21 protein-coding genes are annotated in these 21,125 nt (G+C 70.5%); 12 read left to right on the plus strand and 9 right to left on the minus strand.

Annotated features, from left to right (window positions below; translation table 11 throughout):
- Positions 1-23 precede the first annotated feature (23 nt).
- Positions 24-1,391 (plus strand): aromatic ring-hydroxylating dioxygenase subunit alpha, encoded by a 1,368-nt coding sequence (locus E1200_RS01010; protein WP_131949834.1) that lies wholly within the window; start codon positions 24-26, stop codon positions 1,389-1,391.
- A gap of 14 nt (positions 1,392-1,405) precedes the next feature.
- Positions 1,406-1,876 carry a hypothetical protein gene (locus E1200_RS01015; RefSeq protein WP_131949835.1) on the plus strand — a complete coding sequence of 157 codons (471 nt, stop codon included), beginning with the start codon at positions 1,406-1,408 and terminating at the stop codon, positions 1,874-1,876.
- 247 nt (positions 1,877-2,123) lie between these two features.
- On the opposite strand, the gene E1200_RS01020 is transcribed toward E1200_RS01015, so the two are convergent.
- Complete coding sequence (locus tag E1200_RS01020) at positions 2,124-2,444, minus strand: DUF4286 family protein (protein ID WP_131949836.1); 321 nt, start codon at positions 2,442-2,444, stop codon at positions 2,124-2,126.
- Between the two features lie 222 nt (positions 2,445-2,666).
- Here E1200_RS01020 and E1200_RS01025 point away from each other — a divergent pair, with 222 nt between their 5' ends.
- On the plus strand, positions 2,667-4,112 hold the full coding sequence (locus E1200_RS01025) for a fatty acid--CoA ligase family protein (RefSeq protein WP_207933008.1): 1,446 nt from the start codon (positions 2,667-2,669) through the stop codon (positions 4,110-4,112).
- Between the two features lie 87 nt (positions 4,113-4,199).
- On the opposite strand, the gene E1200_RS01030 is transcribed toward E1200_RS01025, so the two are convergent.
- From E1200_RS01030 to E1200_RS01050, 5 genes are all read right to left on the minus strand, one after another.
- Positions 4,200-4,877, minus strand: coding sequence for a TetR/AcrR family transcriptional regulator (locus E1200_RS01030; protein ID WP_131949837.1), 678 nt, complete (start codon positions 4,875-4,877; stop codon positions 4,200-4,202).
- Positions 4,878-4,986: 109 nt separating this feature from the next.
- The gene (locus tag E1200_RS01035; RefSeq protein ID WP_131949838.1) at positions 4,987-6,195 is read right to left on the minus strand and encodes an amidohydrolase family protein; all 1,209 of its coding nucleotides are present in this window, start codon (positions 6,193-6,195) and stop codon (positions 4,987-4,989) included.
- Positions 6,189-6,518 carry a hypothetical protein gene (locus tag E1200_RS01040; protein ID WP_131949839.1) on the minus strand — a complete coding sequence of 110 codons (330 nt, stop codon included), beginning with the start codon at positions 6,516-6,518 and terminating at the stop codon, positions 6,189-6,191. Before E1200_RS01040 ends, E1200_RS01035 begins: the two co-directional genes overlap by 7 nt.
- Positions 6,502-7,770 (minus strand): aromatic ring-hydroxylating dioxygenase subunit alpha, encoded by a 1,269-nt coding sequence (locus E1200_RS01045; protein ID WP_131949840.1) that lies wholly within the window; start codon positions 7,768-7,770, stop codon positions 6,502-6,504. The genes E1200_RS01040 and E1200_RS01045 overlap by 17 nt, the downstream gene beginning before the upstream one ends.
- A 6-nt stretch (positions 7,771-7,776) precedes the next feature.
- On the minus strand, positions 7,777-8,319 hold the full coding sequence (locus E1200_RS01050; RefSeq protein ID WP_207933009.1) for a carboxymuconolactone decarboxylase family protein: 543 nt from the start codon (positions 8,317-8,319) through the stop codon (positions 7,777-7,779).
- Positions 8,320-8,519: 200 nt separating this feature from the next.
- Between E1200_RS01050 and E1200_RS01055 the strand changes: the two genes are divergently transcribed.
- The 5 genes from E1200_RS01055 to E1200_RS01075 are packed head-to-tail and all read left to right on the plus strand — an operon-like array spanning position 8,520 to position 13,809.
- Complete coding sequence (locus tag E1200_RS01055; protein ID WP_207933011.1) at positions 8,520-9,893, plus strand: ABC transporter substrate-binding protein; 1,374 nt, start codon at positions 8,520-8,522, stop codon at positions 9,891-9,893.
- Entirely contained in the window at positions 9,893-12,004 is a 2,112-nt protein-coding gene (locus tag E1200_RS01060) for an ABC transporter permease (protein ID WP_131949841.1), read from the plus strand. Before E1200_RS01055 ends, E1200_RS01060 begins: the two co-directional genes overlap by 1 nt.
- The gene (locus tag E1200_RS01065) at positions 11,985-12,695 is read left to right on the plus strand and encodes an ABC transporter ATP-binding protein (RefSeq protein ID WP_131949842.1); all 711 of its coding nucleotides are present in this window, start codon (positions 11,985-11,987) and stop codon (positions 12,693-12,695) included. The genes E1200_RS01060 and E1200_RS01065 overlap by 20 nt, the downstream gene beginning before the upstream one ends.
- Positions 12,692-13,399: an ABC transporter ATP-binding protein gene (locus E1200_RS01070; RefSeq protein ID WP_131949843.1), complete on the plus strand. Its 708-nt coding sequence runs from the start codon at positions 12,692-12,694 to the stop codon at positions 13,397-13,399. The genes E1200_RS01065 and E1200_RS01070 overlap by 4 nt, the downstream gene beginning before the upstream one ends.
- Positions 13,396-13,809 (plus strand): hypothetical protein, encoded by a 414-nt coding sequence (locus tag E1200_RS01075; RefSeq protein WP_207933014.1) that lies wholly within the window; start codon positions 13,396-13,398, stop codon positions 13,807-13,809. Before E1200_RS01070 ends, E1200_RS01075 begins: the two co-directional genes overlap by 4 nt.
- A gap of 129 nt (positions 13,810-13,938) precedes the next feature.
- Here the strand turns inward: E1200_RS01075 and E1200_RS01080 are convergent, their stop codons facing one another.
- Genes E1200_RS01080 through E1200_RS01090 form a run of 3 tightly spaced genes read right to left on the minus strand, consistent with a single transcriptional unit; the run spans position 13,939 to position 16,366 of the window.
- On the minus strand, positions 13,939-14,673 hold the full coding sequence (locus E1200_RS01080) for an alpha/beta hydrolase fold domain-containing protein (protein WP_131949844.1): 735 nt from the start codon (positions 14,671-14,673) through the stop codon (positions 13,939-13,941).
- Positions 14,663-15,382: an enoyl-CoA hydratase/isomerase family protein gene (locus E1200_RS01085; protein ID WP_131949845.1), complete on the minus strand. Its 720-nt coding sequence runs from the start codon at positions 15,380-15,382 to the stop codon at positions 14,663-14,665. The genes E1200_RS01080 and E1200_RS01085 overlap by 11 nt, the downstream gene beginning before the upstream one ends.
- 3 nt (positions 15,383-15,385) lie before the next feature.
- Positions 15,386-16,366, minus strand: a complete 981-nt coding sequence (locus tag E1200_RS01090; protein WP_131949846.1) for a ferredoxin--NADP reductase — start codon at positions 16,364-16,366, stop codon at positions 15,386-15,388.
- 364 nt (positions 16,367-16,730) lie between these two features.
- Here E1200_RS01090 and E1200_RS01095 point away from each other — a divergent pair, with 364 nt between their 5' ends.
- Genes E1200_RS01095 through E1200_RS01110 form a run of 4 tightly spaced genes read left to right on the plus strand, consistent with a single transcriptional unit; the run spans position 16,731 to position 20,765 of the window.
- Positions 16,731-18,308: a methylmalonyl-CoA mutase family protein gene (locus E1200_RS01095; protein ID WP_131949847.1), complete on the plus strand. Its 1,578-nt coding sequence runs from the start codon at positions 16,731-16,733 to the stop codon at positions 18,306-18,308.
- The gene (locus E1200_RS01100) at positions 18,308-18,772 is read left to right on the plus strand and encodes a cobalamin B12-binding domain-containing protein (RefSeq protein WP_131949848.1); all 465 of its coding nucleotides are present in this window, start codon (positions 18,308-18,310) and stop codon (positions 18,770-18,772) included. The genes E1200_RS01095 and E1200_RS01100 overlap by 1 nt, the downstream gene beginning before the upstream one ends.
- The gene (locus E1200_RS01105; RefSeq protein WP_131949849.1) at positions 18,772-19,728 is read left to right on the plus strand and encodes a TIGR03564 family F420-dependent LLM class oxidoreductase; all 957 of its coding nucleotides are present in this window, start codon (positions 18,772-18,774) and stop codon (positions 19,726-19,728) included. Before E1200_RS01100 ends, E1200_RS01105 begins: the two co-directional genes overlap by 1 nt.
- Complete coding sequence (locus E1200_RS01110) at positions 19,725-20,765, plus strand: CoA transferase (protein WP_131949850.1); 1,041 nt, start codon at positions 19,725-19,727, stop codon at positions 20,763-20,765. The genes E1200_RS01105 and E1200_RS01110 overlap by 4 nt, the downstream gene beginning before the upstream one ends.
- Positions 20,766-21,125 lie beyond the last annotated feature (360 nt).

Raw genomic sequence — 21,125 nt, forward strand, 5'->3', positions numbered from 1 at the left:
GTCGTACCCCGAAAGGAGATGAGATGGTGCAGCAGACCGCACGACCGGGCGAGTGGGTCGACACGGCGTTGAGCCTCGCGGACATCGGCGCCGACAAGTTCGGCTCGAAGGTGCCCACCGATCGCTACACCTGCCGGGAGTTCCAGGAGCGCGAGCGGGAACTGATCTGGATGCGGAGCTGGCAGATCGTCGGGAGGGTCGGCGAACTGCCCAAGTCCGGTGACTGGAAGACCTACCGGCTCTTCGACCAGTCCTACATCATCGTCCGCGGGAAGGACGGCGTGCTCCGCGGGTTCGTCAACGCCTGCCGGCACCGCGGAAACCTGATCTGCCAGGGCGAGAAGGGAAACACCAGGCGGTTCCTGTGCCAGTACCACCTGTGGTCGTACGACCTCGACGGGAAACTGCGCGGCGTCCTGCGGGAGAAGGTCCAGGGGCCGATCGACAAGGACGACAACTCGCTTCTCCAGGTGGCGGTCGACACCTTCGCGGGCTTCATCTTCCTCAACCCCGACCCGGACGCCGAGCCGCTGTCCGACTACCTCGGCGAGGAGGTGGTCGAGCTTCTGGCGCCCTACCGCCTCGACGAGATGACCACGGTGATGGACGTCCGTGAGGCCCTGGACTGCAACTGGAAGGTCGTCATGGACGCTTTCCAGGAGGGCTACCACGTCTCCGGCGTGCACCCGCAGCTGCTCAACCAGATCGACATCGACCCGACCAAGAGCCGCTACCTCTTCTTCGACGAGCACAGCGTGGCCTGCGCGCCCTTCGACGTGGCGAACGCCGAGAACTTCGGTCCCGAGCAGCACGTCGAGGGAATCCGGGGCCTGCAGGAGACCTTCCCGTCACTTCCGATGGTCCTGCCGCGTTTCGATGAGCTCGTCGCCGCCCACCGGGACGAGAACGGGAAACTGGAATTCCCGGAGGGCGTCACCGCTCGGACGATCCTGCAGCAGGCCACCCGCGACACGTTCTCTGGTCTGGGCATGGACGTGAGCGCGTTGACCGACGCGCAGATGAGCGACAACCACGGCTGGACGCTCTTCCCGAACTTCTTCATGACGATCCGCGCCGGCGAGTGCCACGTCATCATGGCGATGCCGCACCCCAGCGGCGACCCCAACAAGTGCGTCTGGCACGTGAGCAGCTACATGTGGCTGCCCGAGGAACTGGCGGACCAGTTCCGGGCCGAACTGGTCGACGTCACCGAGCCGGGAAGCCACGAGTACTTCCTCGCCCTCCAGCAGGACTACGAGCAGATGCAGCGCCAGCAGGCGGGCCTGCGCAACAAGCGGCTCGATCACCTCTCCCTGGTGAAGGAGGAGATCGTCGTCGCCCACTTCCATTCCGTGGTGGACCGCCATCTCGCGGCCACGGCGCGATCCTGAAAGGCGGCGGACCGTTGGCTCATCGAGAGATCGGCGACGTCATCGACGACTACACCGGGAATTCGCGCGCGGTTCTGGAATACGCCTCGACCACCAAGCGCGTCGTCGACGGCGCCAAGCGGCCCGGTTTCTCCGCCGCGGACTGGGCGCCGCTCGCCGCGCTGGTCGCGGTCGGCGAGTTCGAGCGCGTCGGCAACTTCAAAGAGGTAATGACCTGGGACGAGTACGTCGACTTCCTGACGGGCTGGGCGCCGTCCGCCGAGTGGGAGTGCTCGTTCAAGCGCCTCACCGAGAGTGGGAACCTGGTCTTCCTCGAACTGGAGGAGCGAAGCACTTTCGGGGACTACAAGAACGTCGTCAACTCGGTATCGGTCTACGACTTCAACGGCGCCGGCAAGATCCGGCACATCGACGTGTACCTCCAGATGGCGCTGCCTGCGATCGAGATCCTCCAGAGCTACGAAGGCATAACCATCACCGAATGAGCGGGCCTCCCGCCCCCGGGATCACGCGGCGGGAGCACAGCCCTCGGCGAAGGTGGTCCGGCCAGCGGCCGGGCAACCTTCACCGTTTCCGACGGGGGCCGTCGGAGGCGGGAACCGCTGCCCCCGTCACCCCGCCCCACCGGCCGGCCCCGCCGCGCATGCGCGACGGGGCCGAAACGCAAAGCCATGACCGGTCTTTCGATCAGGGCGCCGGCCTTCCGCCATCCCCAGCGGCGTGGGGGCCCGCTCAGCCGGCGGCGGTGGCGGCGATGAGTTGCATGACGCGGAGCTTCGGCTGTGGGTCCATCTGCATGGCGTCCGACATGGTCAGCCGGCCGTCCGTGGCCGCCGCGCCGAAGCTCGCGATAACGGCCTTCGGGTCGCCTTCGAGTTCGTACACGGCGAGGTAGGGGTCCCCTTCCTCGGTGGGGGCGTAGCGGCGGGCCGCGACCACCCCGTCGAGCGCCAAGAGCTCCGGGAGGTGGACCTCGTCGTACCAGCGGTTGAACTCGTCGACCACGTCGGGGTTTGCCGGCCGGCTCTCGACGAGCAGGATGCTTGTCGCCATCTTTCCCTCCACTGTCCCGGAATCCATCGGCGCCTCCGATCCGCAGAATCGTGTCCAGGCGGGGTTCCGCCGCCTGCGCAGACCCCTCGGCCCAGTTCACGCTCGTGGTGAGAATGACATTCTCGCTTGTGGCAAGTAAGAGTCTCGAAGAAGAGATGTGTCCGGCGGAGATGGCGAGCATGGCTTGAAAGCTACGATGTCATACGCGAGAATCAAGTTCTCGTGAACCTCGTCATGATCCTTGAGATGGCCGCATCGGCCGGTGACCGGACGGCGGTGACCTCCGGTGGGCGCTCGCTGACCGCCTCCCGCCTGCTGCGCCTGGCCCACGCCGCCGCCCGCCGGTTCCGGCGTCACCCCGCCGTCCTGTACCCGGCGGAGAGTCACCTCGCCTATCCGGTCGCGCTGTTCGGCGCGGCCGTGGCCGGCGTGCCCTTCGTCCCCCTCAACTACCGGCTGGGCGAGCGCCAGCTGGGCGAGCTGCGGTCCCGGCACCCCGGTGCCCTGGTGCTTCAGCCCGCCGCCCTCGACTCCTTCCTCGACGAGACCGAGGCGGCCTCCGAGGGACCGACCGACCGGGCGGAGGCCCCCGGGAACGACCGTGACTCGGTCGCGGTGCTGCTCTACACCAGCGGGACGACCGCCGCGCCCAAGTCGGCCGTCCTGCGGCACCGGCACCTGCTCGCCTACGTGCTGAACACCCTCGAATTCGGCTCCGCCGCACCGGAGGAGGCCGCCCTCGTCGCGGTCCCGCCGTACCATGTCGCGGGCCTGGCGAACCTGTTGACGAACCTCTACACGGGACGCCGGGTGGTGTACATGCCCGCGTTCGACGCCCGGGAATGGCTGGAGACCGTCCGGCGCGAGCGGGTCACCCACGCGCTGGTGGTGCCGACGATGCTGGCGCGGATCGTGGCCGAGGTGGCCGGCGGCGACGCCGGGACGCCGACGCTGCGCAACCTGGCCTACGGCGGAGCGCGGACCCCGATGCCCGTCCTGGAGCAGGCGCTGCGGATCTTCCCGGAGACGGGGTTCGTCAACGCCTACGGGCTGACCGAGACAGCGTCCTCCGTTGCCGTCCTCGGCCCGGACGACCACCGCGCGGCCCTCGCCGCGACCGATGCGCGAATCCGGGCGCGGCTCGGGTCGGTGGGCCGTGCCCTGCCCGGCGTCGAGTTCCAGATCCGCTCCGACGACGGCGAACCCCTTGAGGCGGGCAGGAGCGGATCGGTGTTCGTGCGAGGCGAGCAGATCTCCGGCGAGTACGGCGGGAAGAGCGCCCTGGACGCCGACGGCTGGTTCGCCACCCGCGACCGGGGACGGCTGGACGACGAGGGCTACCTGTTCATCGAGGGACGCGCCGACGACACCATCATCCGGGGCGGCGAGAACATCGCCCCCGCCGAAATCGAGGATGTGCTGCTGGCCCACTCTGGCATCACCGAGGCGGCGGTGATCGGTGTGCCCGACGCGGAGTGGGGGCAGCGGCTCGTCGCGGTCGTCGTCGGCGAAGGCGACCCCGTGGAGATCAAGCGGTGGGTTCGCGAGCGGCTGCGCTCCTCCAAGACGCCCGACGAGATCGTGTTCCGCGCCGAACTGCCGAAGACCGACACCGGCAAGCTGCTGCGCCGCGTCCTGTTGGGGGAACTGGACGACGCCCGTGCCTGACCTGGGGCGCCCGTGGTCGTCGCTGGGCCGTCCGGGGGGCCGCATCAGCGGCACGTCCCCAAGAGCTAACGAGAATGTGACTCCCGACTAGGGCAGGGTGACTCCCACAGCGCAGAAGTCCCAGACCTCATCCGCGGCGAGCGGATGCGATTCCCCGCCTTCGACGAGCCCATTGGACTGGGCCACGAACATGACCGTCTGCATCATGAGGGCTGCCACGCGGCGCGGCTTGACGCCCGGACGCAGCCTCCCCGCGTCTTCGGCCTGCGCCAGCAGTTCGGTGAAAAGCGCGAGCAGCGGAGCATGGGCGGTCTTCACTTCGGCCGGGTGGGAGATCAACAGCTGCGGGGCGAAGTCGGTGAACAGCGGACGCTGGGCGCGCGGGTCGGGACGCGACAGCTCGAACAGCAACTGAACGGCGACCTTGAGGCGGTCCAGGGGGTCGGACTGGCCCGCGGAGGCGGCGCGGATCTGGTCGGCCGCCCTGCGCAGGGCGTCCTCGAAGAGAGCGAGCAGCAACTCGCGCTTGCCGTCGAAGTGCTGGTAGAAGCTGCGCAGCGACTGGCGGGAGCGGTCGACGACCTCCTGCACGGTGAAGTCGGTGGTGTTCTTCTCCGTGATGATCGCCTGCGCCGCATCGAGAAACCGCTCGACGCGCTGTTCGGCCCGCAGCTTGGCGGCCTTGGTGGACCGCTCGACCGCGCGCCGCTTCCAGGCGGGCTCCCCGGCGGGCGCGCTCACGGGCGGATAAGCCTTTTCTGCCATGCCGAGAACCTTACTGCACGATTTCGGGACGAACCTGCAACCCTCTCGCCCTGGCCTTGAGCATTGGGAGATTCTCACTGTTCATGGCGAGAATGCCGTGCTGCCGGGATCACTGGGCGAAGACCTTCCCGCCTTTCATCACGAACCGCACGTCCTGCGTGAGGGTGATGTCCTGCAACGGGTCGCCGGGGACGGCGATGACATCGGCCAGCAGCCCCTCGGCGAGCCGTCCGCGGTCGGTGACGCCGATCAGCTCGGCCGCCGTCACGGTCGCGGCCCGCAGCACCGCGAGCGGGCTCATTCCGCGTTCCACGAGCGCGACCAGCTCGCTCGCGTTCTTGCCGTGCGGGATGGCCGGGGCATCGGTTCCGACAGCGATCTTCACTCCGGCCTTGTAGGCGGCCAGCACCGAAGTACGGGCGCGCGGGAACATCTCGGCCGCCTTGGCGCGCAGCTCGGGCGCGGCCTTGGAGACGTCCATTCCGTCGGTCAGGTACGTGGTGGGGACGAGGAACGTCCCGTTCTCGACCATCATCTGGATCGCGTCGTCGTCGATGAGGAAACCGTGCTCGATGCAGTCGATCCCCGCCTCGACGGCAGCCCGGACGGCGTCCGCTCCGTGGGTGTGCGCCGCGACCCGCAGGCCGCGCCGGTGCGCCTCGTCCACGATCGCGCGGAGTTCCTCGTCGGAGTAGTGCTGCGCGCCGGGCAGGCCGGTGTGCGACATGACACCGCCCGAGCAGCAGACCTTGATCAGCTGCGCGCCGTGCTTGATCTGGTACCGGACGGCTTTGCGGATCTCGTCGACGCCGTTGGCGATGCCCTCCTCCACCGACAGCTCCATGACGCCGGGCGCGAACGCCGCGAACATCGTCGGGTCGAGGTGCCCGCCGGTCGGGGTGATGGCGTGTCCGGCCGGCACGATCCGGGGGCCGTCGATCCAGCCGGCGTCGATGGCCTTGGCGAGCGCGACGTCCAGCAGGTAGCCGCCGGTCTTCACGAAGAGCCCCAGGTTCCGGACGGTGGTGAAGCCCGCCCGCAGCGTGCGCCGGGCGTTTCCGACCGCGCGCAGCATCCGCAGCGGCGGGTCGTCCTGGACGGGCGAGCGCGTGGCGTGCTCGCCGCGCCCGCCCATGAGGAGGTTGACCTCCATGTCCATCAGTCCTGGAAGCAGGACCGAATCCCCGAGGTCCAGGACGTCGCCGCGCGGGGGGCCGCCGACACCGGCGATCCTGTCCTCCTCCACCCGCAGGACCCCCGGCCGGACGACCTCGCCCGCGTCGGGGTCGAACAGCCCGGCGGCCTTGAGCGTCAGCATCTGACCACGGGCTCCACGACAAGGTCCAGGTAGGCCGCACCGCTGTCGGGGACGCGGGCCTGCTTCCACACCTCGACCGGAAACGACACCATGACCAGCGACTGCATGAGGTGAAGCAGCGTGCACGCGTCCTCTGGGAGCGCGTTCCACGGGAAGGTGTCGATGTAGGTGATCGCGTCCTCCAGCCGCCCGAAGGCGGCCTCGTAGAAGGCCTGCATCTCCTCCATCGAGCTGTCCAGGCGCTTGGCGTACCGCTCGGGTTCGGTCGCGAGCGCCCAGTCCGCGTATGGCTCGAGGTCGGCGAAGTCAGCGGGAAGCGGCATCGTGGTACTCCTTGACGTGGTCACTCGCGACCTTGTGCAGGTTGCGTAGGAGGATCTCCTGGTCGTTGAGGGGGAACTCGGTCACGGCGCGGCTCTTGAGCATGCTCTGAGTGGCCTCCAAGGTGTTGCCGTCCTGGAGCGCGTACTCCTTGAACGTCACCGCCGCGAGTTCTTGGGCCAGTCGCTGGCGGGCGCCTTGCGGCGGGACGAAGTACAAGCTGGACTCGAAGATGTGCCGGTCCACTGCGGTCGGCCAGTAGTGGTACGTGAGGTACCAGCCGGGTGCCCACACGAGCAGCATGAAGTTCGGGAAGAAGACGAACGAGTCGGTTCCCCATGCGTGGTGGCCGGCGGGGTTGAGGCCCGGAGGGAGCGGGTCGAGCCCTTCGATGTCAGGACGGTCCCAAGGGCCGAACAGGCCGCTGCGCAGCGCGCGCTCGATGGGCTTGACCATGCCCGGGTCCTTCGGCGGTGCCATGCCGCCCCACGACGAGATCATCGAGTGCGGGCCCTCCAGCTGGTAGTGCAGCGCCTCGAAACCGACCTTGATCAGCTTGGTCGCCTCGCCCTCGACGGCCTGTTTCTGGTGCAGGACGGGCGCGTGGTAGAACTCGGCGAACGCGTCGATGAACAGCTTCCAGTTGCTGCCGATCTCGGCCTTGTAGGTGTAGACCTCGGTCATCTCGTGGAAGGGGTAACCCTCCAGGCCCTTGGACAGCTTGCCGAGATAGTCGGCCAGCGGCTGCGCGTCCGGGTCGAGATTGACGAAGACGAATCCCTCCCAGGTTTCGCAACGCACCTGCTTGAGGCCGTAGTCGCCCTTGTCGACGCCGAAGAACTCCTCCTCCTGCTGGATGAAGGTCAGCTCGCCCTTCAGGTTGTAGCGCCAGGCGTGATACTTGCAGGTGAACTGGCGGCAGGTGCCCTTGACCTCTTCGCCGGGGTAGTCGTTCCACACCAGCTTGTTGCCGCGGTGGCGGCACATGTTGTGGAAGGCGCGGATCTGCTTGTCCTCGCTCCGGACGACGACCACCGAGGTGTCGGCGACGGCGAGTTCCTTGGTGAAGTAGCTGCCTACCCGGGGCAACCGCTCGACCCGGCCGACGTTCAGCCAGGTCCGCTTGAAGATGGCCTCGCGCTCGGCCTCGTAGTGGGCGGGGTCGATCGAGTCGGTGTAGTCGACGGGATCCGTACCGAGCTCGGGATAGTGCTCGGTCCAGCTCCCGGCGTCGGGCTTCGCGAAGTGCGGCACGGGGATCTACCTCTCCTTGTCGGGTTCGACGCCGAAGGTGTTGAAGGCCATCGCCAGCAGGCTGTAGGTGCCGACCGTGAACACGAGGTCCATGAGCTGCCGCTCGCTGAGGTGCTCGCCTAGCGCGGCCCACGTCCGGTCGGAGACCGTCGATTCGCGGTGCAGCTCGTCGACGGCGGCGAGGACCGCGGCCTCCAGCGCGTCGTCGGCCTCGCCGCGCCCGGCGGCCTCTATCTCGTCCTCGGACAAGCCGGCCTGTGCGGCGATCTTCAGGTGCTCCGCCCACTCGTAGGCGCAGTCGCGCAACCGCGCGACCCGCAGGATCGCCAGCTCGCGCAGCCGCGCCGGCAGCGTCGAGCGCATCAGCAGGTGCGCGCTGAAGGGAAGGAACTTCCGCGTCAGGCGCGGGTGACGCACGAGGGTGGCCAGCGCGTTGCCGGCGCCGCGCGGGTCGAGGCGGTCCTCCGGCAGCATGACCGCCAGTGCGTCGCGCTCCGTCGGGCCCCACTGGTCTTCCGGCAGCGGCGGCAGGCGCATGGGCTCCCCCATCGTGTGAGAATCTGATTCTCAAATCTGATTCTTAGATTCTCACAGCCCGACCCTGGCGTCAAACGTCCGATGCCTGTCCTGCGGAACCTTGATTCTCCGAAAATGAGAGGCTACTTTCCTCACAGCAAGAACAGGTGATCAGGAGGTCGTCGATCACCTGTTCCGCCAGTGCTCGGGGGACACCACCGAGGAGGAGACCCGTGAAACCGTTGAGGACGGTCGCCGCCCTTGCGGCGGTCGCCATGCTGGCCGCCGGCTGCGGCCGCAGTGGCACCGGCGGCGAGGAGACGTCCGGGGAAGGCGCCCAGAAGCAGGCCGTATCGGCCGACTTCGGTGACCTGACGGACGTCTGCGGGCCGGGGAATCCGGCGAAGTCGCCCGCCCAGGGCGTCACCAAGGACGAGATCAAAGTCGGCGTCTTCAGCGATGTGGGCTTTACCAAGAACCCCGAATTGGTGAACACCGCGAAGGTGTTCACGTCCTGGTGCAACGAGCTGGGCGGCATCAAGGGCCGCAAGCTCGTTCCCAACATCCGGGACGCCAAGTTCATGGAGGTCCGGCAGCGGATGCTCGAATCCTGCAAGGAGGACTTCGCGCTCGTCGGCGGCAGCGCCGGGCTCGACGGCATGGGCGTCAAGGAGCGGCTCTCCTGCCTGCTCCCGGACTTCCCGGCGCAGCAGAGCATGACCGCGAGCAACGGCTCCGACCTGCAGCTCAACCTGACGGGCGGCTCCTCCTACAACCCGTACCAGGGCTACTGGGAATGGCTGGTCAAGGACGCCTACCCCGGGTCCAGGGGATCCGTCAGCATCATCGCGGGCGACTCTCCCGTCACCAAGGTCCTCAGCGGCCAGGCCCAGGAATCGTTCAAGGCGATGGGCGCGAACATGGTCTACAGCGACCTTTACCCGACCCAGGGCGTCTCGGACTGGACGCCCTACGCCCAGGCCGTCAAGAGCAAGGGCGTCAAGGGACTCGTCTGGTACGGGGACTTCCGAAGCCTGGCCACCTTCGAGCAGGCCCTCACGAACAGCGGCTACAAGCTCGACTGGATCGACGCGAACAGCAACGCCTACCAGCCCGCGTTCATCCAGCTGCTCGGCCCGGCCGCGAAGTTCCAGAACAACCTCGCCGACCTCGGCGGCATCCATCCCCTGGAGGCCGCGTCGAGCAATCCCGCGACCCAGCGGGCCAAGGACCTGTTCGAGAAGTACGCCCCCGAGGCGGACCTCACCCTCAACGGACTGCACAGCCTGTCGGCGTGGCTGCTGTTCGCCAAGGCGGCCGGAACCTGCGGGGACGACCTGACCCGCAAGTGCGTCTACGAGGCGGCGCGCAAGGAGAAGGCGTGGACCGGGGGCGGCCTCCAGGCCCCGATCGACCTGTCCAGGAAGGACGTCCCGCTGGACTGCTTCAACGTCGTGCAGGCCACCCCGGACGGCTGGAGGCCCGCCGACTTCAAGCCCGACAAGGGCGCCTACCGCTGCGGCGCGCCCACGTACGAGTACACCGGCGACTACGGGAAGCCGATGACCCTCGCCGACGTCGGTAAGAGCATGAGCGACGTCAAGTAATGGAGCAGTTCCTCGCCTTCGGGGTGGTCGGCCTCAGCACGGCCGCGATCTACGCGGTCATCAGCAGCGGGCTGGTACTGACCTACGTCACCACGGGCGTGTTCAACTTCGCCCACGGTGCCGCGGGCATGCTGGCGGCCTTCACCTACTGGCAGCTGACCGTCGGCTGGGGCGTGCCGGTCCCGGTCGCCCTGGCCGCGGTCCTGCTGGTGCTCGCCCCCGCCTTCGGGCTCCTCGTCGAGCGGTTCCTGCTGCGTCCCATCCAGCACCTGGGCGAGGCGGAGCGGATGGTGATGATGGTGGCGCTGCTGAGCGGCCTCATCGCGGTCGCCCGGTGGGTCTGGGATCCCAACGAGCCCAGGCCGCTGCCGCTGTTCTTCGCCGACCGGACGCCGTTCCGGGCGGGGCCGGTCACGGTCACCTGGCATCAGGCCCTCACCATGGTGGTCGCCGTCGCGGTCGCGGTGGGCCTCTGGGCACTGCTGAACCGGACCCGCACCGGCGCGGAGATGCGGGCGACCGTCGACGACCGGGCGCTGGCCGGGCTCACAGGGGCCGACCCGGTACGCGCCAACCGGGTCGCCTGGATCCTCGGCACCCAGCTCGCGGCGGTCGGCGGCATCCTCATCGCGCCGGCGATCGCGCTGGACGCCCAGCAGCTCTCGCTGCTGATCGTCAGCGCCTACACCGCGGCCATCTTCGGGCGGCTGCGGAGCCTGCCGCTGACCTTCCTGGGCGCGGTCGTCGTCGGCTGCATGGAGAGCTACCTGACCGGCTACCTGCCGCAGAACGACTACCTGCCGGGGCTGCGGCTGGCAGCGCCCGCGCTGCTGCTCCTCGTGGCGCTGCTGCTGTTCCCGCACCGCCGGCTGCGCGGACGGGACCGGCGCCTGGCGCGGGTGCCGCTGCCGTCGATGCGCGGGGCACTGGTGTTCGCCGGGGCGGTCGTGGTGTTCGGGGCGGTGCTGGCGACCGCCCTGAACGGCGAGGACCTCATCACCCTCGGGCCGCTGCTGCCGCTCGGCATCGTCGCGCTGTCCTACGTCCCGCTGACCGGCTACGCGGGCCAGATCTCGCTGTGCCAGCTCAGCATGGCGGGGATCGGCGCGATCGTCTGGGCGCATCTCGGCGCGGACGGGCAGCCGTGGGCCCTGGTGGCCGCGGTCCTGGTCGCCGCGGTGGCGGGGGCGCTGATCGCGGTGCCGGCGCTGCGCCTGTCGGGGGTGTACCTGGCGCTGGGCACGGCGGCCTTCGCGGTCGTCCTCGACCGGTGGCTGTTCACCCTGCCCTCCTTCGAGGTGCTCGGGGTGCGGATCGCGCTGTTCGAGCAGGGGTCGCTGGAGATGGTCGGCCCGTCGCTGTTCGGAATCCGGCTGGACGGCGAGCGTGAGCTGATCGTCTTCTCGGCGGTCTGCCTCGCCCTCGTCTCGCTCGGGGTGGCGGCACTGCGCCGCGGCCGATTCGGGCGGAGGCTGATCGCGTTGCGCGACAGCGAGGCCGCCTACGCGACGCTCGGCGGCAACCTGCTGGTCGCCAAGGTGGCGGTCTTCGCGCTGGCGGCCGGGATCGCCGGGCTCGGCGGCGCGCTCTACGGCATCCAGCTCCGCACGGTCACGGCCGAGCAGTTCAATCTCGTGGCCGGGCTGCCGCTCTTCCTGATCGCGGTGGTCGGCGGCCTCGGCGCCGTGGGAACCGGGCTGTTCACCGGGATCGGGCTCGCCGGGCCGAGCATCCTGGTCGGCCTGGCGTCCTGGACGCACAACGTCGTGGCGACGCTGCCCGCCCTGGCCGGCATCGCGCTCGGCCACAGCCCCGACGGCATCGTGGCCAGGATCAGGCGCGAGTGGGAACCGGTCGCCCGGGAGCGGGGGGTCCTGTCCGTCCTGCTGTGCGTCCTCGCGCTGGCCTGGCTGCTGCGGACCGGGGACGTCGTCGGCGGCTGGGTGCTCCTGGCCGGCGTCCTGACCGCGGCGCTCGCGCTGCGGAGTTACGCCAAGGTGCGGCGAGATCCCCCGGTCGAGCCGGATGTACCGGTCGAGTGGTGGGGCGTCCGGCGGCCCTGGCGCGCTGAGGACGGGGAGGTGCTGGCCCGTGGCATCGCTCAAGGTTGAGGGGGCGACGGTCTGCTTCGGCGGGAACGTCGCCCTGGACGGGGTCGGCTTCGCCGCCGAACGCGGGCGCGTCACCGGCCTGATCGGACCGAACGGAGCGGGCAAGAGCACGCTGTTCGACGTCGTGTCCGGGTTGCGCCGTCCCTCGTCCGGGCGGGTTCTGCTCGACGGCCGGGACGTCACCCGCCTGGGGCCCGCGCGGCGGGCCCGGCGCGGGCTCGCCCGGACGTTCCAGCGGCTGGAGCTGTTCGGCCGGCTGAGCGTCCGCGACAACCTGCTCGTCGCCGCCGAGCTGGGACCCGAGCGGCGGCACGCGGCCCGCACCGTCAGCGAGATCATCGACAGGCTCGGGCTGGCCGGCGTCGCGGACGACCTGGCCGACGCGGTGCCCACCGGCGTCGCCCGCCTGGTCGAGGTGGGGCGTGCGCTGGCCGTGCGGCCGAAACTGCTGCTCCTCGACGAACCCGCGGCCGGGCAGGACGCCGAGGAGACCGAGCGGTTCGCGGCGCTGCTGCGGTCGCTGGCCGCCGACGGGACCGCCGTCGTCCTCGTGGAGCACGACATGGGCCTGGTCATGCGCGTGTGCGACCACCTGCACGTGCTCGACCTCGGGAAGATCATCGCGGCCGGGCCGCCCGAGGCGGTCCGGCGCGACGAGACGGTCCTCGCCGCCTACCTGGGGGAATCTTGAGCCCGCTGCTCGAACTGCGTGACGTGCAGGCCGCCCACGAGCGGATCACCGTCCTGCACGGGGTGAGCCTGGGCGTCGCCGCGGGCCGGGTGACGGCGCTGCTCGGCCCCAACGGGGCCGGCAAGACGACCACGCTGCGGGTCGCCGCAGGCGTCCATCCGGCCGAGTCGGGACGGCTGCTGCTCGGCGGACGCGACATGACCGGGGCCGACCCGCGCGACCTGGCCCGCGCGGGCGTCTGCCTGATCCCCGAGGGGCGCGGCGTGTTCCCGAACCTGTCGGTCCGCGACAACCTGCTGATGATGACCTTCACCGGCCGGTCCCGCGAGGAGATCGAGGAGATCGCCTTCGCGCGCTTCCCCGTTCTCGCCATGCGTGCCTCGCAGACGGCCGGGACCCTGTCCGGCGGGGAGCAGCAGATGCTCGCCCTCGCCCGGGGACTGGCCACCGACCCCGCCGTGCTCCTGCTCGACGAGCTGTCGATGGGCCTGGCACCGCTGGTCGTCGGCCAGTTGTACGAACACGTCGCCGAGATCGCCCGGCAGGGGGTCGCCGTGCTGGTCGTCGAGCAGTTCGCCTCCGCCGTGCTCGGGATCGCCGACGAGGCGGCCGTGCTGGTGCGCGGCCGGATCGAACGCCAAGGCCGCCCGGACGACTCGCTGCGCGCCGAACTGTCCGCCCTCTACCTGGGGAGTCCCCTATGAGTTCGACCGAGACCGCATCGACCGAGCCGGGTCGCAGCGACAGCGCCCCCGACGAGGCTCGGAGGGAGGAGACGCGTGCGGACCGTTTCGTCCGGGAGCTGGCGGAGCTGAAGATCCCCGACCCGGCGGCGGGCCGGTCCGCGCTGTGGCTGCGCCTCGGCGCGGTGCTGATGGTGGCCGGCGCGGCGCTCGCCGTGGCGGCCTACCTCCTCGCGCACGGCACTCGCGACCCGCTGCTGCAGCGGGACGCCATCACGCTCGGCCTCGGCGGCGTCACCGCGGCCGTCTGCGGGTCCGCGCTGTTCCTGCGCTACTCGCTGACCGGGTTCCTGCGTTTCTGGATGGCCCGGCAGTCCTACGACATCGCCCAGCTCGCCGAGCGCCTGCTCGACAGGGACGTCCGTCGATGACCGCCGCGGCACCGCGCACCGGCGGCCGGCTCGCCGCCGCCGGCGCTGCCGTGCTCGCGCGGCCGCCGCCGCAGCCTAGTGAGGAGCCGCCCGAACGGCGGAGCAAGGGGCGTCCTCCGATCATCCCGGTCAGGTTCGACGCAGGGGCGAGCAAGGACGGCGCGTCCGTGGCGTCCGGACGAAGTTCGCCGTCGCTTCGAGGGCGTCACGGCGCAGCCCGTCCGCGTCGGGATGCACCCCCAGTTCCACCGCGACACCGGAACGCGCCGCGCGGGCCGTGAACGCCAGCGAGTCGTCCAGCAGGGGATCGGTGCCCGCCACGCGCAGCTGGATGGGCGGTAGCCCGTGCAGGTTGGCGAAGAGCGGGCTCACCAGCGGTTCGGTCGGCGCCGTCCCGGCGGTGTACCGCGCCACGTACCGCCGCAGCTCGGTGAGGTCGAACGACGGCTCGGCGGACGCGTTGAGCTGGAGGCTCTGCGCCTGCAGGGTCATGTCGAGCAGAGCCGAGTGCAGGGCCGCGCACCACGGCATCTCCGCCGCCGAGTCGCGCAGCCGAACCAGCAGCGCGACCGCCAGCCCCGCGCCCAGCCGTTCGCCCACCACCGCCACCGGACCCAGCTTCCGGCAGTACTCGTAGGCGGAGTGGACGTCGTTCAGCGCGTCCGGGAACACCGGTCGGTAACGCGCGCACACCACCCTGGCTCCCGCCCGCCGGGCGAGGCGCCCGGCCAGATCCAGGACCGAGTCAGGACCGCAGTGCGGGTATCGGTCGCCGTGCAGGTACAGCACCACCGTCCCGGTGGACACGGTCGGCTGGACGAGCGGGCCCACCGGGCTCTCTTCCGTCCATGTCTCACCGGCCACGAGCCATCACCCTTTCCGCCGCTTCCCAGTGCTCGTCCGCCACCCAGAGCCGGGCGAAAGCCCGTGCGGCCTCCTGCGCGGGGACGGCGCCGGAGGTGACATGCTTGATCTCCTGCGCCGACCGGGCCGCCAATGACCGGGCCAGCTCCCGCCAGCCCGTCTCGAACGCCTCCCGGGGGAGCACCTCGTCCACCAGCCCGAGGCTGTGCGCCTGCGCGGCGTCCAGAGTCCGGCCGGTGCCCGCCAGCAGCAGCGCCCGACCCCGGCCCACCAGCGCCGCCAGCCGCTCCGCGCCACCCCAGGCGGGCATGATCGCCAGCCGGGACTGGTTGAACCCGATCTTGATGTCGTCGGCCGCCACCCGGATGTCGGCGGCCACCGCGACCTCGGCGCCGCCCCCCAGCGCATGGCCGTTCAGCGCGGCGATCACCGGGCCGGGGAAGCCGGCGAGCCGGTCGCAGATGCCGCGCATCCGCATGGCCATGGCCACCGCCTCGTCCTCGGTGCGGATCGCGGCCAGTTCCTTCAGGTCGCCGCCGGAGACGAACGCCTTGTCGCCCGCGCCCCTGATGACCAGCGCCCGCGAGCTCGCCGCCTCGTCCAGGGCCTTGTCCAGCCCGTCCATGGTGGCCGGGGCGATCGCGTTGCGGGCCTGCGGACGGTCGATGGTGATGACCGCCAGGCCCTCGTCCAGTTCCAGATCCACCATGGCTCAGTCCTCGTAGACGACGGTGACGTGCGGGCCGGCCGGTTCTCCTTGGCAGGTCAGGACCCAGCCCTCGGCGACCTCGTCGTCCTCCAACGCATCGTTGACGCGCATCTTGACCTCGCCTTCGGTGACCCGCGCCATGCAGGTCGCGCAGTGACCGGACTCGCAGGAGAACGGCGGCGACAGGCCGGCCCGGCGGGCGCTCTGCAGGACGGTCTCGCCGTCCCGTTGCGCGACGGTCTCCTGCCTGCCGTTCAGCACGATGGTGACCGTGCCCTCCCGCTCGTCGCCGGACGGCTCCTCCGCCGGAGGTGTGAAGCGCTCGATGAAGATCCGCCCGCGGTCGGCGCCGAGGGCGAGCAGGGCGCTCTCGCACAGGTCCATGAAGGGCTGCGGGCCGCAGAGGTAGAAGTCGGCGTTCGTGTCGCCTCCGGTGAACTCACGGATCACGGGCTCGGTGACCAGGCCGTCCACGTCGTCCAGGTGGTGGCGGACCTCCAGGCGTCCGGGATGGCGCTCGGCGAGCTCGGCCAGCCTGGCCGCGAAGATGATCGAGGAGGCATCCCGGTTGGCCGCCAGTATCCGGACCGGACGCTCCGTGGCGGCCAGCGCGGTCTTGACCAGGGACAGGATCGGAGTGATTCCGCTTCCGCCGCACAAGGCCACGAGCGGGGCCGAGGTCTCGCGCAGGCAGAAGGCCCCGGCGGGACGGGTCGTCTCGATGACGTCGCCGGGCTCCAGATTGTCGTGCATCCAGTTGGACACCAGCCCGCCCGGGACCCGCTTCACCGTCGTCATCAGGTCGGCGTCGGTGGCGGGGGAGCTGGACATGGAGTAGCTGCGCAGCGTCCCGCAGATCTTGATCGTCAGGAACTGCCCGGCCCGGTAGGAGAACGGGGCGTCGAGCACGAACGTGCGCGTGTCCGCCGTCTCCTGGATGACCAGCTTGATCCGGACCGGATGGAAGCCATGGTCTTGCGCCATGGCTGAAATTTAGCTTCTCCGCGTATGAGAGTCCAATTCTCTACCCGGACTCCGTGCCGCGATCGGAGCCTCCTCGTGCCTGCCATGCCTGTCCGCGCCGTCCCGGTGTGCGTGGCCGGGCGGTACGAGACCGGGGTTGGGGGCGGGGAGACGCTCGGTGGCTCGCCGTCGCGCGGGCTGGAGGCGGTGCCTGCTCCGGAGAGGCATTGCGATGCCCGCAAGATGAGAATAAGATTCTCGATAAGGGTGAAGGAGATTCTGATGTCACCATGTGAGCTGCCGTATCCGCTGTTCGACGCGGACGACCACCTGTACGAGCCGATCTCCCGGCCGGTCGCCGCCGAGGGGATGCGGGACCACTTCCATGACTGACTTCGACCACACCTCGTCGGGGATCCCGCTGCGGCCGGTCTACGGGCCGGCGGACACGCGGGCCGATCCACCCGAGCCGGGGACGTTCCCGTTCACGCGGGGAAACTACGCCTCCGGCTACCGAGGACGTCTGTGGACGTTCCGCCAGTACTCGGGGTTCGGCACCGCCGAGGAGTCCAACCGGCGCTACCGCTACCTGCTGGAGCAGGGCGGCACCGGGCTGTCGGTGGCGCTGGACCTGCCGACCCAGTGCGGGTACGACTCCGATGACCCGGAGGTGATCGACGAGGTCGGCCGGGTGGGCGTCGCGATCGACACGCTCGCCGATGCGGAGGTGCTCTTCGACGGGATCCCGCTCGACCGGATCAGCACCAGCTTCACCATCAACGGGACGGCCGCGATCCTGCTGGCGTTCTACGTGGCGGCGGCCGAGAAGAGGGGAGTCCCGCGGGCGAAGCTCACCGGGACGATCCAGAACGACATCCTGAAGGAGTACGCCTCGCGCGGGACGTGGATCTGGCCTCCGGAGCCGTCGCTGCGGCTGATCGCCGACACGATCGAGTTCTGCGCGGCCGAGGTCCCGAAGTTCAACGCGATCTCGGTGGCCGGGGCGCACTTCCGGGACGCGGGGGCCACCGCCGTCCAGGAGATGGCCTTCACCCTCGCCGACGGGGTGACCTACTGCGACACCGTGCTGGAGCGCGGCCGGATGACCATCGACCGGTTCGCGCCGCAGATCTCGTTCTTCTTCTACACGCACGGCGACTTCTTCGAGGAGATCGCCAAGTACCGGGCTGGCCGGCGGCGCTGGGCGACGATCGTCCGGGAGCGGTACGGGGCGACCACCGACAAGGCGTCGATGTTCCGGTTCGGCTGCGTCGCGGGCGGCGCCTCCCTCTACGCGCCGCAGGCGCACAACAACATCGTGCGGGTCGCCTACGAGGCGATGGCGTCGGTGCTGGGCGGTGTCCAGTCGATGTTCACCGCCGCCTGGGACGAGCCGTTCGCGCTGCCCAGCGAGGAGTCGGCGACGCTCGCGCTGCGCACGCAGCAGATCCTCGCTCACGAGACCGGCGTCGCCCGCGTCGCGGACCCGCTCGGCGGCTCCTACTTCGTCGAGGCCCTCACCGACGCCACCGAGGCCCGCATCGTCGAGATCATGGACGACCTGGACCGGCGCGGCGGCATGGTCCGCGCGATCGAGGACGGCTACCTGCAGGGCCTCATCGCGGACGAGGCGTACCGGCTCCACCGCGATGTCGAGGACGGCACCCGCCCGGTCGTCGGCGTCAACCGCTTCACGGCGGACGAACCGGCCCCGGAACTGGCGACCTACGAGCTGGACGCCGAGGGCCGCGACCGCCAGCTCAAACGGCTGTCCAGGGTGAAGGCCGAGCGCGACCCCGCCGCCGTCCGCCACGCCCTGGCCGCCCTCTCGAAAGCGGCCGAAGGGACCGACAACCTCATGGGCCCCCTGATCGACTGCTCGGGCGCCTACTGCACCGTCGGTGAGATGGTCGCCGCGCTCAAGGCGGTCTGGGGCGAGTTCCAGCAACCGGTGGTGTTCTGATGCCCGCAGTGCCTTTCGAGGGGGGACGACCCCCCACGCCCCCCGGTGCGCCTCCGGCGCATCCCCGGATTCTGATCGCCAAGCCCGGCCTGGACGGCCATGACCGCGGCGCCAAAGTCGTCGCCCGTGCGCTGCGCGACGCTGGTTACGAGGTCATCTTCACCGGTATCCGCCAGCGCGTGGAGGACGTCGTGGCGATCGCCGTCCAGGAGGACGTCGCGGTCGTCGGCCTCAGCATCCTGTCCGGCGCGCACCTGGCCCTGACCCGCCGCACCATCGAGGCCCTGCGCGCCGCCGACGCGTCCGACATCACCGTGGTCGTCGGCGGGACCATCCCGGCGGGCGACGTGCCCCGGCTCAAGGACGCGGGCGCCGCCGCGGTCTTCCCGACCGGCACGCCCCTGGAACAGCTGATAGCGGAGGTCCACGCGCTGACCGCCGCTCCCGCGGAAGGAGGCGCGTGATGCGGATAGGCGTGATGATCGGCCCGGAACGCGGCGACACGTCCAAGAAGGCCGCCCGCATGATGGACGACATCGAGTGGGCGGAGTCCGCCGGGATGGACACCGCGTGGATCCCGCAGATCCCGACGGACTTCGACGCGCTGACCGCCGTCGCGCTGATGGGGACGCGAACGTCCCGGATCGAGCTGGGCACCGCGGTCGTCCCGCTGCAGACCCAGCATCCGGTCGCCCTCGCGCGGCAGGCGCTCTCGGTCCAGGCCGCGACGGGCGGGCGGCTGGCGCTGGGCGTCGGCCCGTCGCACCACTGGATCGTCCGGGACATGCTCGGCCTGCCCTACGAGAGGCCCGCCGCCTACACCCGCGACTACCTGGACGTCCTGCACGCGGCGATGAACGGCCCCGGCCCGGTGGACGTGGAGAACGACTCGTTCACCGTCCACAACCCGCTGGGGCTCGGCCCGGTGGCGCCGCTGCCCGTGCTGGTCGCCGCGCTCGGGCCGGTGATGCTCAGGATCGCGGGGGAGCGGGCGGACGGGACCGTGCTCTGGATGGCCGACGAGCGCGCGGTCGCCGAGCACGTCGCCCCGCGCATCACCGCGGCGGCCGGCGCCGCGGGCCGCTCCGCCCCGCGCATCATCGCGGGCATCCCCGTCTGCCTGTGCAGGCCGGACGAGGTGCAGGCGGCGCGTGAGCGGGCCAACCGGATCCTGGGCGAGGCGGAGATCTCCCCGAACTACCAGCGGCTCCTGGACCACGGCGACGCCGAGGACGTCGGTGACCTGTGCGCGGCCGGGGACGAGAAGGCGATCCTCGCCCGGTTCCGCCGGTTCGAGGAGGCGGGGGTCACCGACCTGTCGGTGCGGCTGCTGCCCATCGGCGAGGGACGGGACGAGCTGATCGCCTCCAAGCGCCGCACCCGGGAGATGATCGCCGCTCTCGCCGCGGAGCTGCGATGACGGACGGGCCGCTGACCGGTATCCGCGTGCTGGAGGTCGGCCACATCCTCGCCGGTCCCTATGCCACGATGCTGCTGGCCGACCTCGGCGCCGAGGTCACCAAGATAGAACCGCCCGCCGGGGATCTGTCCCGGCAGGTCGGCGACGCCTACTTCGCCAGCATCAACCGCAGCAAGCGCAGCATCGTCCTCGATCTGACCTCGCAGGGCGGCCAGGAACGCCTCGGTGAGCTGGTCGCGGACGCGCACGCGCTGCTGGTCAACCTCAAACCATCGGCGATCCACCGGCTCGGGCTCACCTACGATTCCCTGCGCCGCTGGAACGAGAGCATCGTGTGCGTCGCCCTCACCGGGTTCGGGCTGGCCGAGGGGGACGAGCCGGCCTTCGACTACGTGGTGCAGGCCGCCACCGGGGTCGCCGCGCTCACCGGCGACCCGGACGGCCCGCCGACCCTGCCCGGCTACTCCTCGGCCGACAACTCCGCCGGGCTGGCCGCCGCGCTCGGCCTGCTCGCCCAGATCGTCTCCGGCCGCGGCGGGCAGGTGGAGGTGTCGCTGCGGGACGTGCTGCTGTCCCAGCTCAACTACCGTGCGTCCGCCTACCTCAACGAAGGGACGCACCCGAAGCGGCTGCCCTTCGGCGCGCACTCGTACTACGTTCCGGCCCAGCTGTTCCCGACGGCCGGCGGATACCTGGCGCTGTTCATCACCCACGACGGGTTCTGGAAGTCCTTCGCGGCCGAAGCCGGGATCGAGGGGTTCGCGACGATGGCCGAGCGAGCGGAGCGGCGCGCGGAGGTGACGGCCGCCGTGGCCGAGGCGCTGGCCACCGACACCGCGGCCGGCTGGGAGTCGCGCCTGCGCCACTTCGGCATTCCCGCCGCAGCGGTGCGGACGCTGCCGGAGGCCCTGGACGCGACCCCGGGCATGGTCGTGAGGGCCGGGGACCACCGGCTGGTCGGCAGTCCGATCCGGGTGACCGGATATGAGCCCCGTTACGGGCCGCCGCCCTCCTTGGGGGAGCACGGCGGCCTGTGACGTCACTCGTTCCCGGCGAACGGACGACCGCGGGAGCGTTCCCCGCCCCCGCTCGCCTGGGCGGAAACCGCAGCGCGCCGTCGAGCCGGATCACTTCGCCGTTGAGGTAGTCGTTCTCGCAGATGTGCTGGACGAGAGAGGCGTATTCGGCGGAGCGGCCCATGCGCTCGGGATGCGGGACCTGCGGGCCCCAGTGCGCCTCCGGCTTGTCCGCCGCCCGGCCGTAGGCAGGGGTGAGAAATGTGCCCCGGGCGATGCTGACGACGCACGCCAAGCGGGGACAGGACGCGGGCGGCGGAGCCGCATCCTCCCTTGCGAGCGATACTCTTCGATTGAGAGAATATCATTCTCAGATCCGTC

This window comes from Actinomadura sp. GC306 (assembly GCF_004348665.1).
Lineage (GTDB): Bacteria > Actinomycetota > Actinomycetes > Streptosporangiales > Streptosporangiaceae > Spirillospora.

What these genes read in the sequence shown, in the direction of transcription:
- E1200_RS01030 (WP_131949837.1), bottom strand. Translation starts at nt 4,877, where the DNA reads ATGGCAGAAAAGGCTTATCCGCCCGTGAGCGCGCCCGCCGGGGAGCCC.
- E1200_RS01020 (WP_131949836.1), bottom strand. Translation starts at nt 2,444, where the DNA reads ATGGCGACAAGCATCCTGCTCGTCGAGAGCCGGCCGGCAAACCCCGAC.
- E1200_RS01050 (WP_207933009.1), bottom strand. Translation starts at nt 8,319, where the DNA reads ATGGGGGAGCCCATGCGCCTGCCGCCGCTGCCGGAAGACCAGTGGGGC.
- E1200_RS01090 (WP_131949846.1), bottom strand. Translation starts at nt 16,366, where the DNA reads ATGGCGCAAGACCATGGCTTCCATCCGGTCCGGATCAAGCTGGTCATC.
- E1200_RS01095 (WP_131949847.1), top strand. Translation starts at nt 16,731, where the DNA reads ATGACTGACTTCGACCACACCTCGTCGGGGATCCCGCTGCGGCCGGTC.
- E1200_RS01035 (WP_131949838.1), bottom strand. Translation starts at nt 6,195, where the DNA reads ATGCTGACGCTCAAGGCCGCCGGGCTGTTCGACCCCGACGCGGGCGAG.
- E1200_RS01105 (WP_131949849.1), top strand. Translation starts at nt 18,772, where the DNA reads ATGCGGATAGGCGTGATGATCGGCCCGGAACGCGGCGACACGTCCAAG.
- E1200_RS01060 (WP_131949841.1), top strand. Translation starts at nt 9,893, where the DNA reads ATGGAGCAGTTCCTCGCCTTCGGGGTGGTCGGCCTCAGCACGGCCGCG.
- E1200_RS01110 (WP_131949850.1), top strand. Translation starts at nt 19,725, where the DNA reads ATGACGGACGGGCCGCTGACCGGTATCCGCGTGCTGGAGGTCGGCCAC.
- E1200_RS01075 (WP_207933014.1), top strand. Translation starts at nt 13,396, where the DNA reads ATGAGTTCGACCGAGACCGCATCGACCGAGCCGGGTCGCAGCGACAGC.
- E1200_RS01085 (WP_131949845.1), bottom strand. Translation starts at nt 15,382, where the DNA reads ATGGTGGATCTGGAACTGGACGAGGGCCTGGCGGTCATCACCATCGAC.
- E1200_RS01010 (WP_131949834.1), top strand. Translation starts at nt 24, where the DNA reads ATGGTGCAGCAGACCGCACGACCGGGCGAGTGGGTCGACACGGCGTTG.
- E1200_RS01100 (WP_131949848.1), top strand. Translation starts at nt 18,308, where the DNA reads ATGCCCGCAGTGCCTTTCGAGGGGGGACGACCCCCCACGCCCCCCGGT.
- E1200_RS01040 (WP_131949839.1), bottom strand. Translation starts at nt 6,518, where the DNA reads ATGCCGCTTCCCGCTGACTTCGCCGACCTCGAGCCATACGCGGACTGG.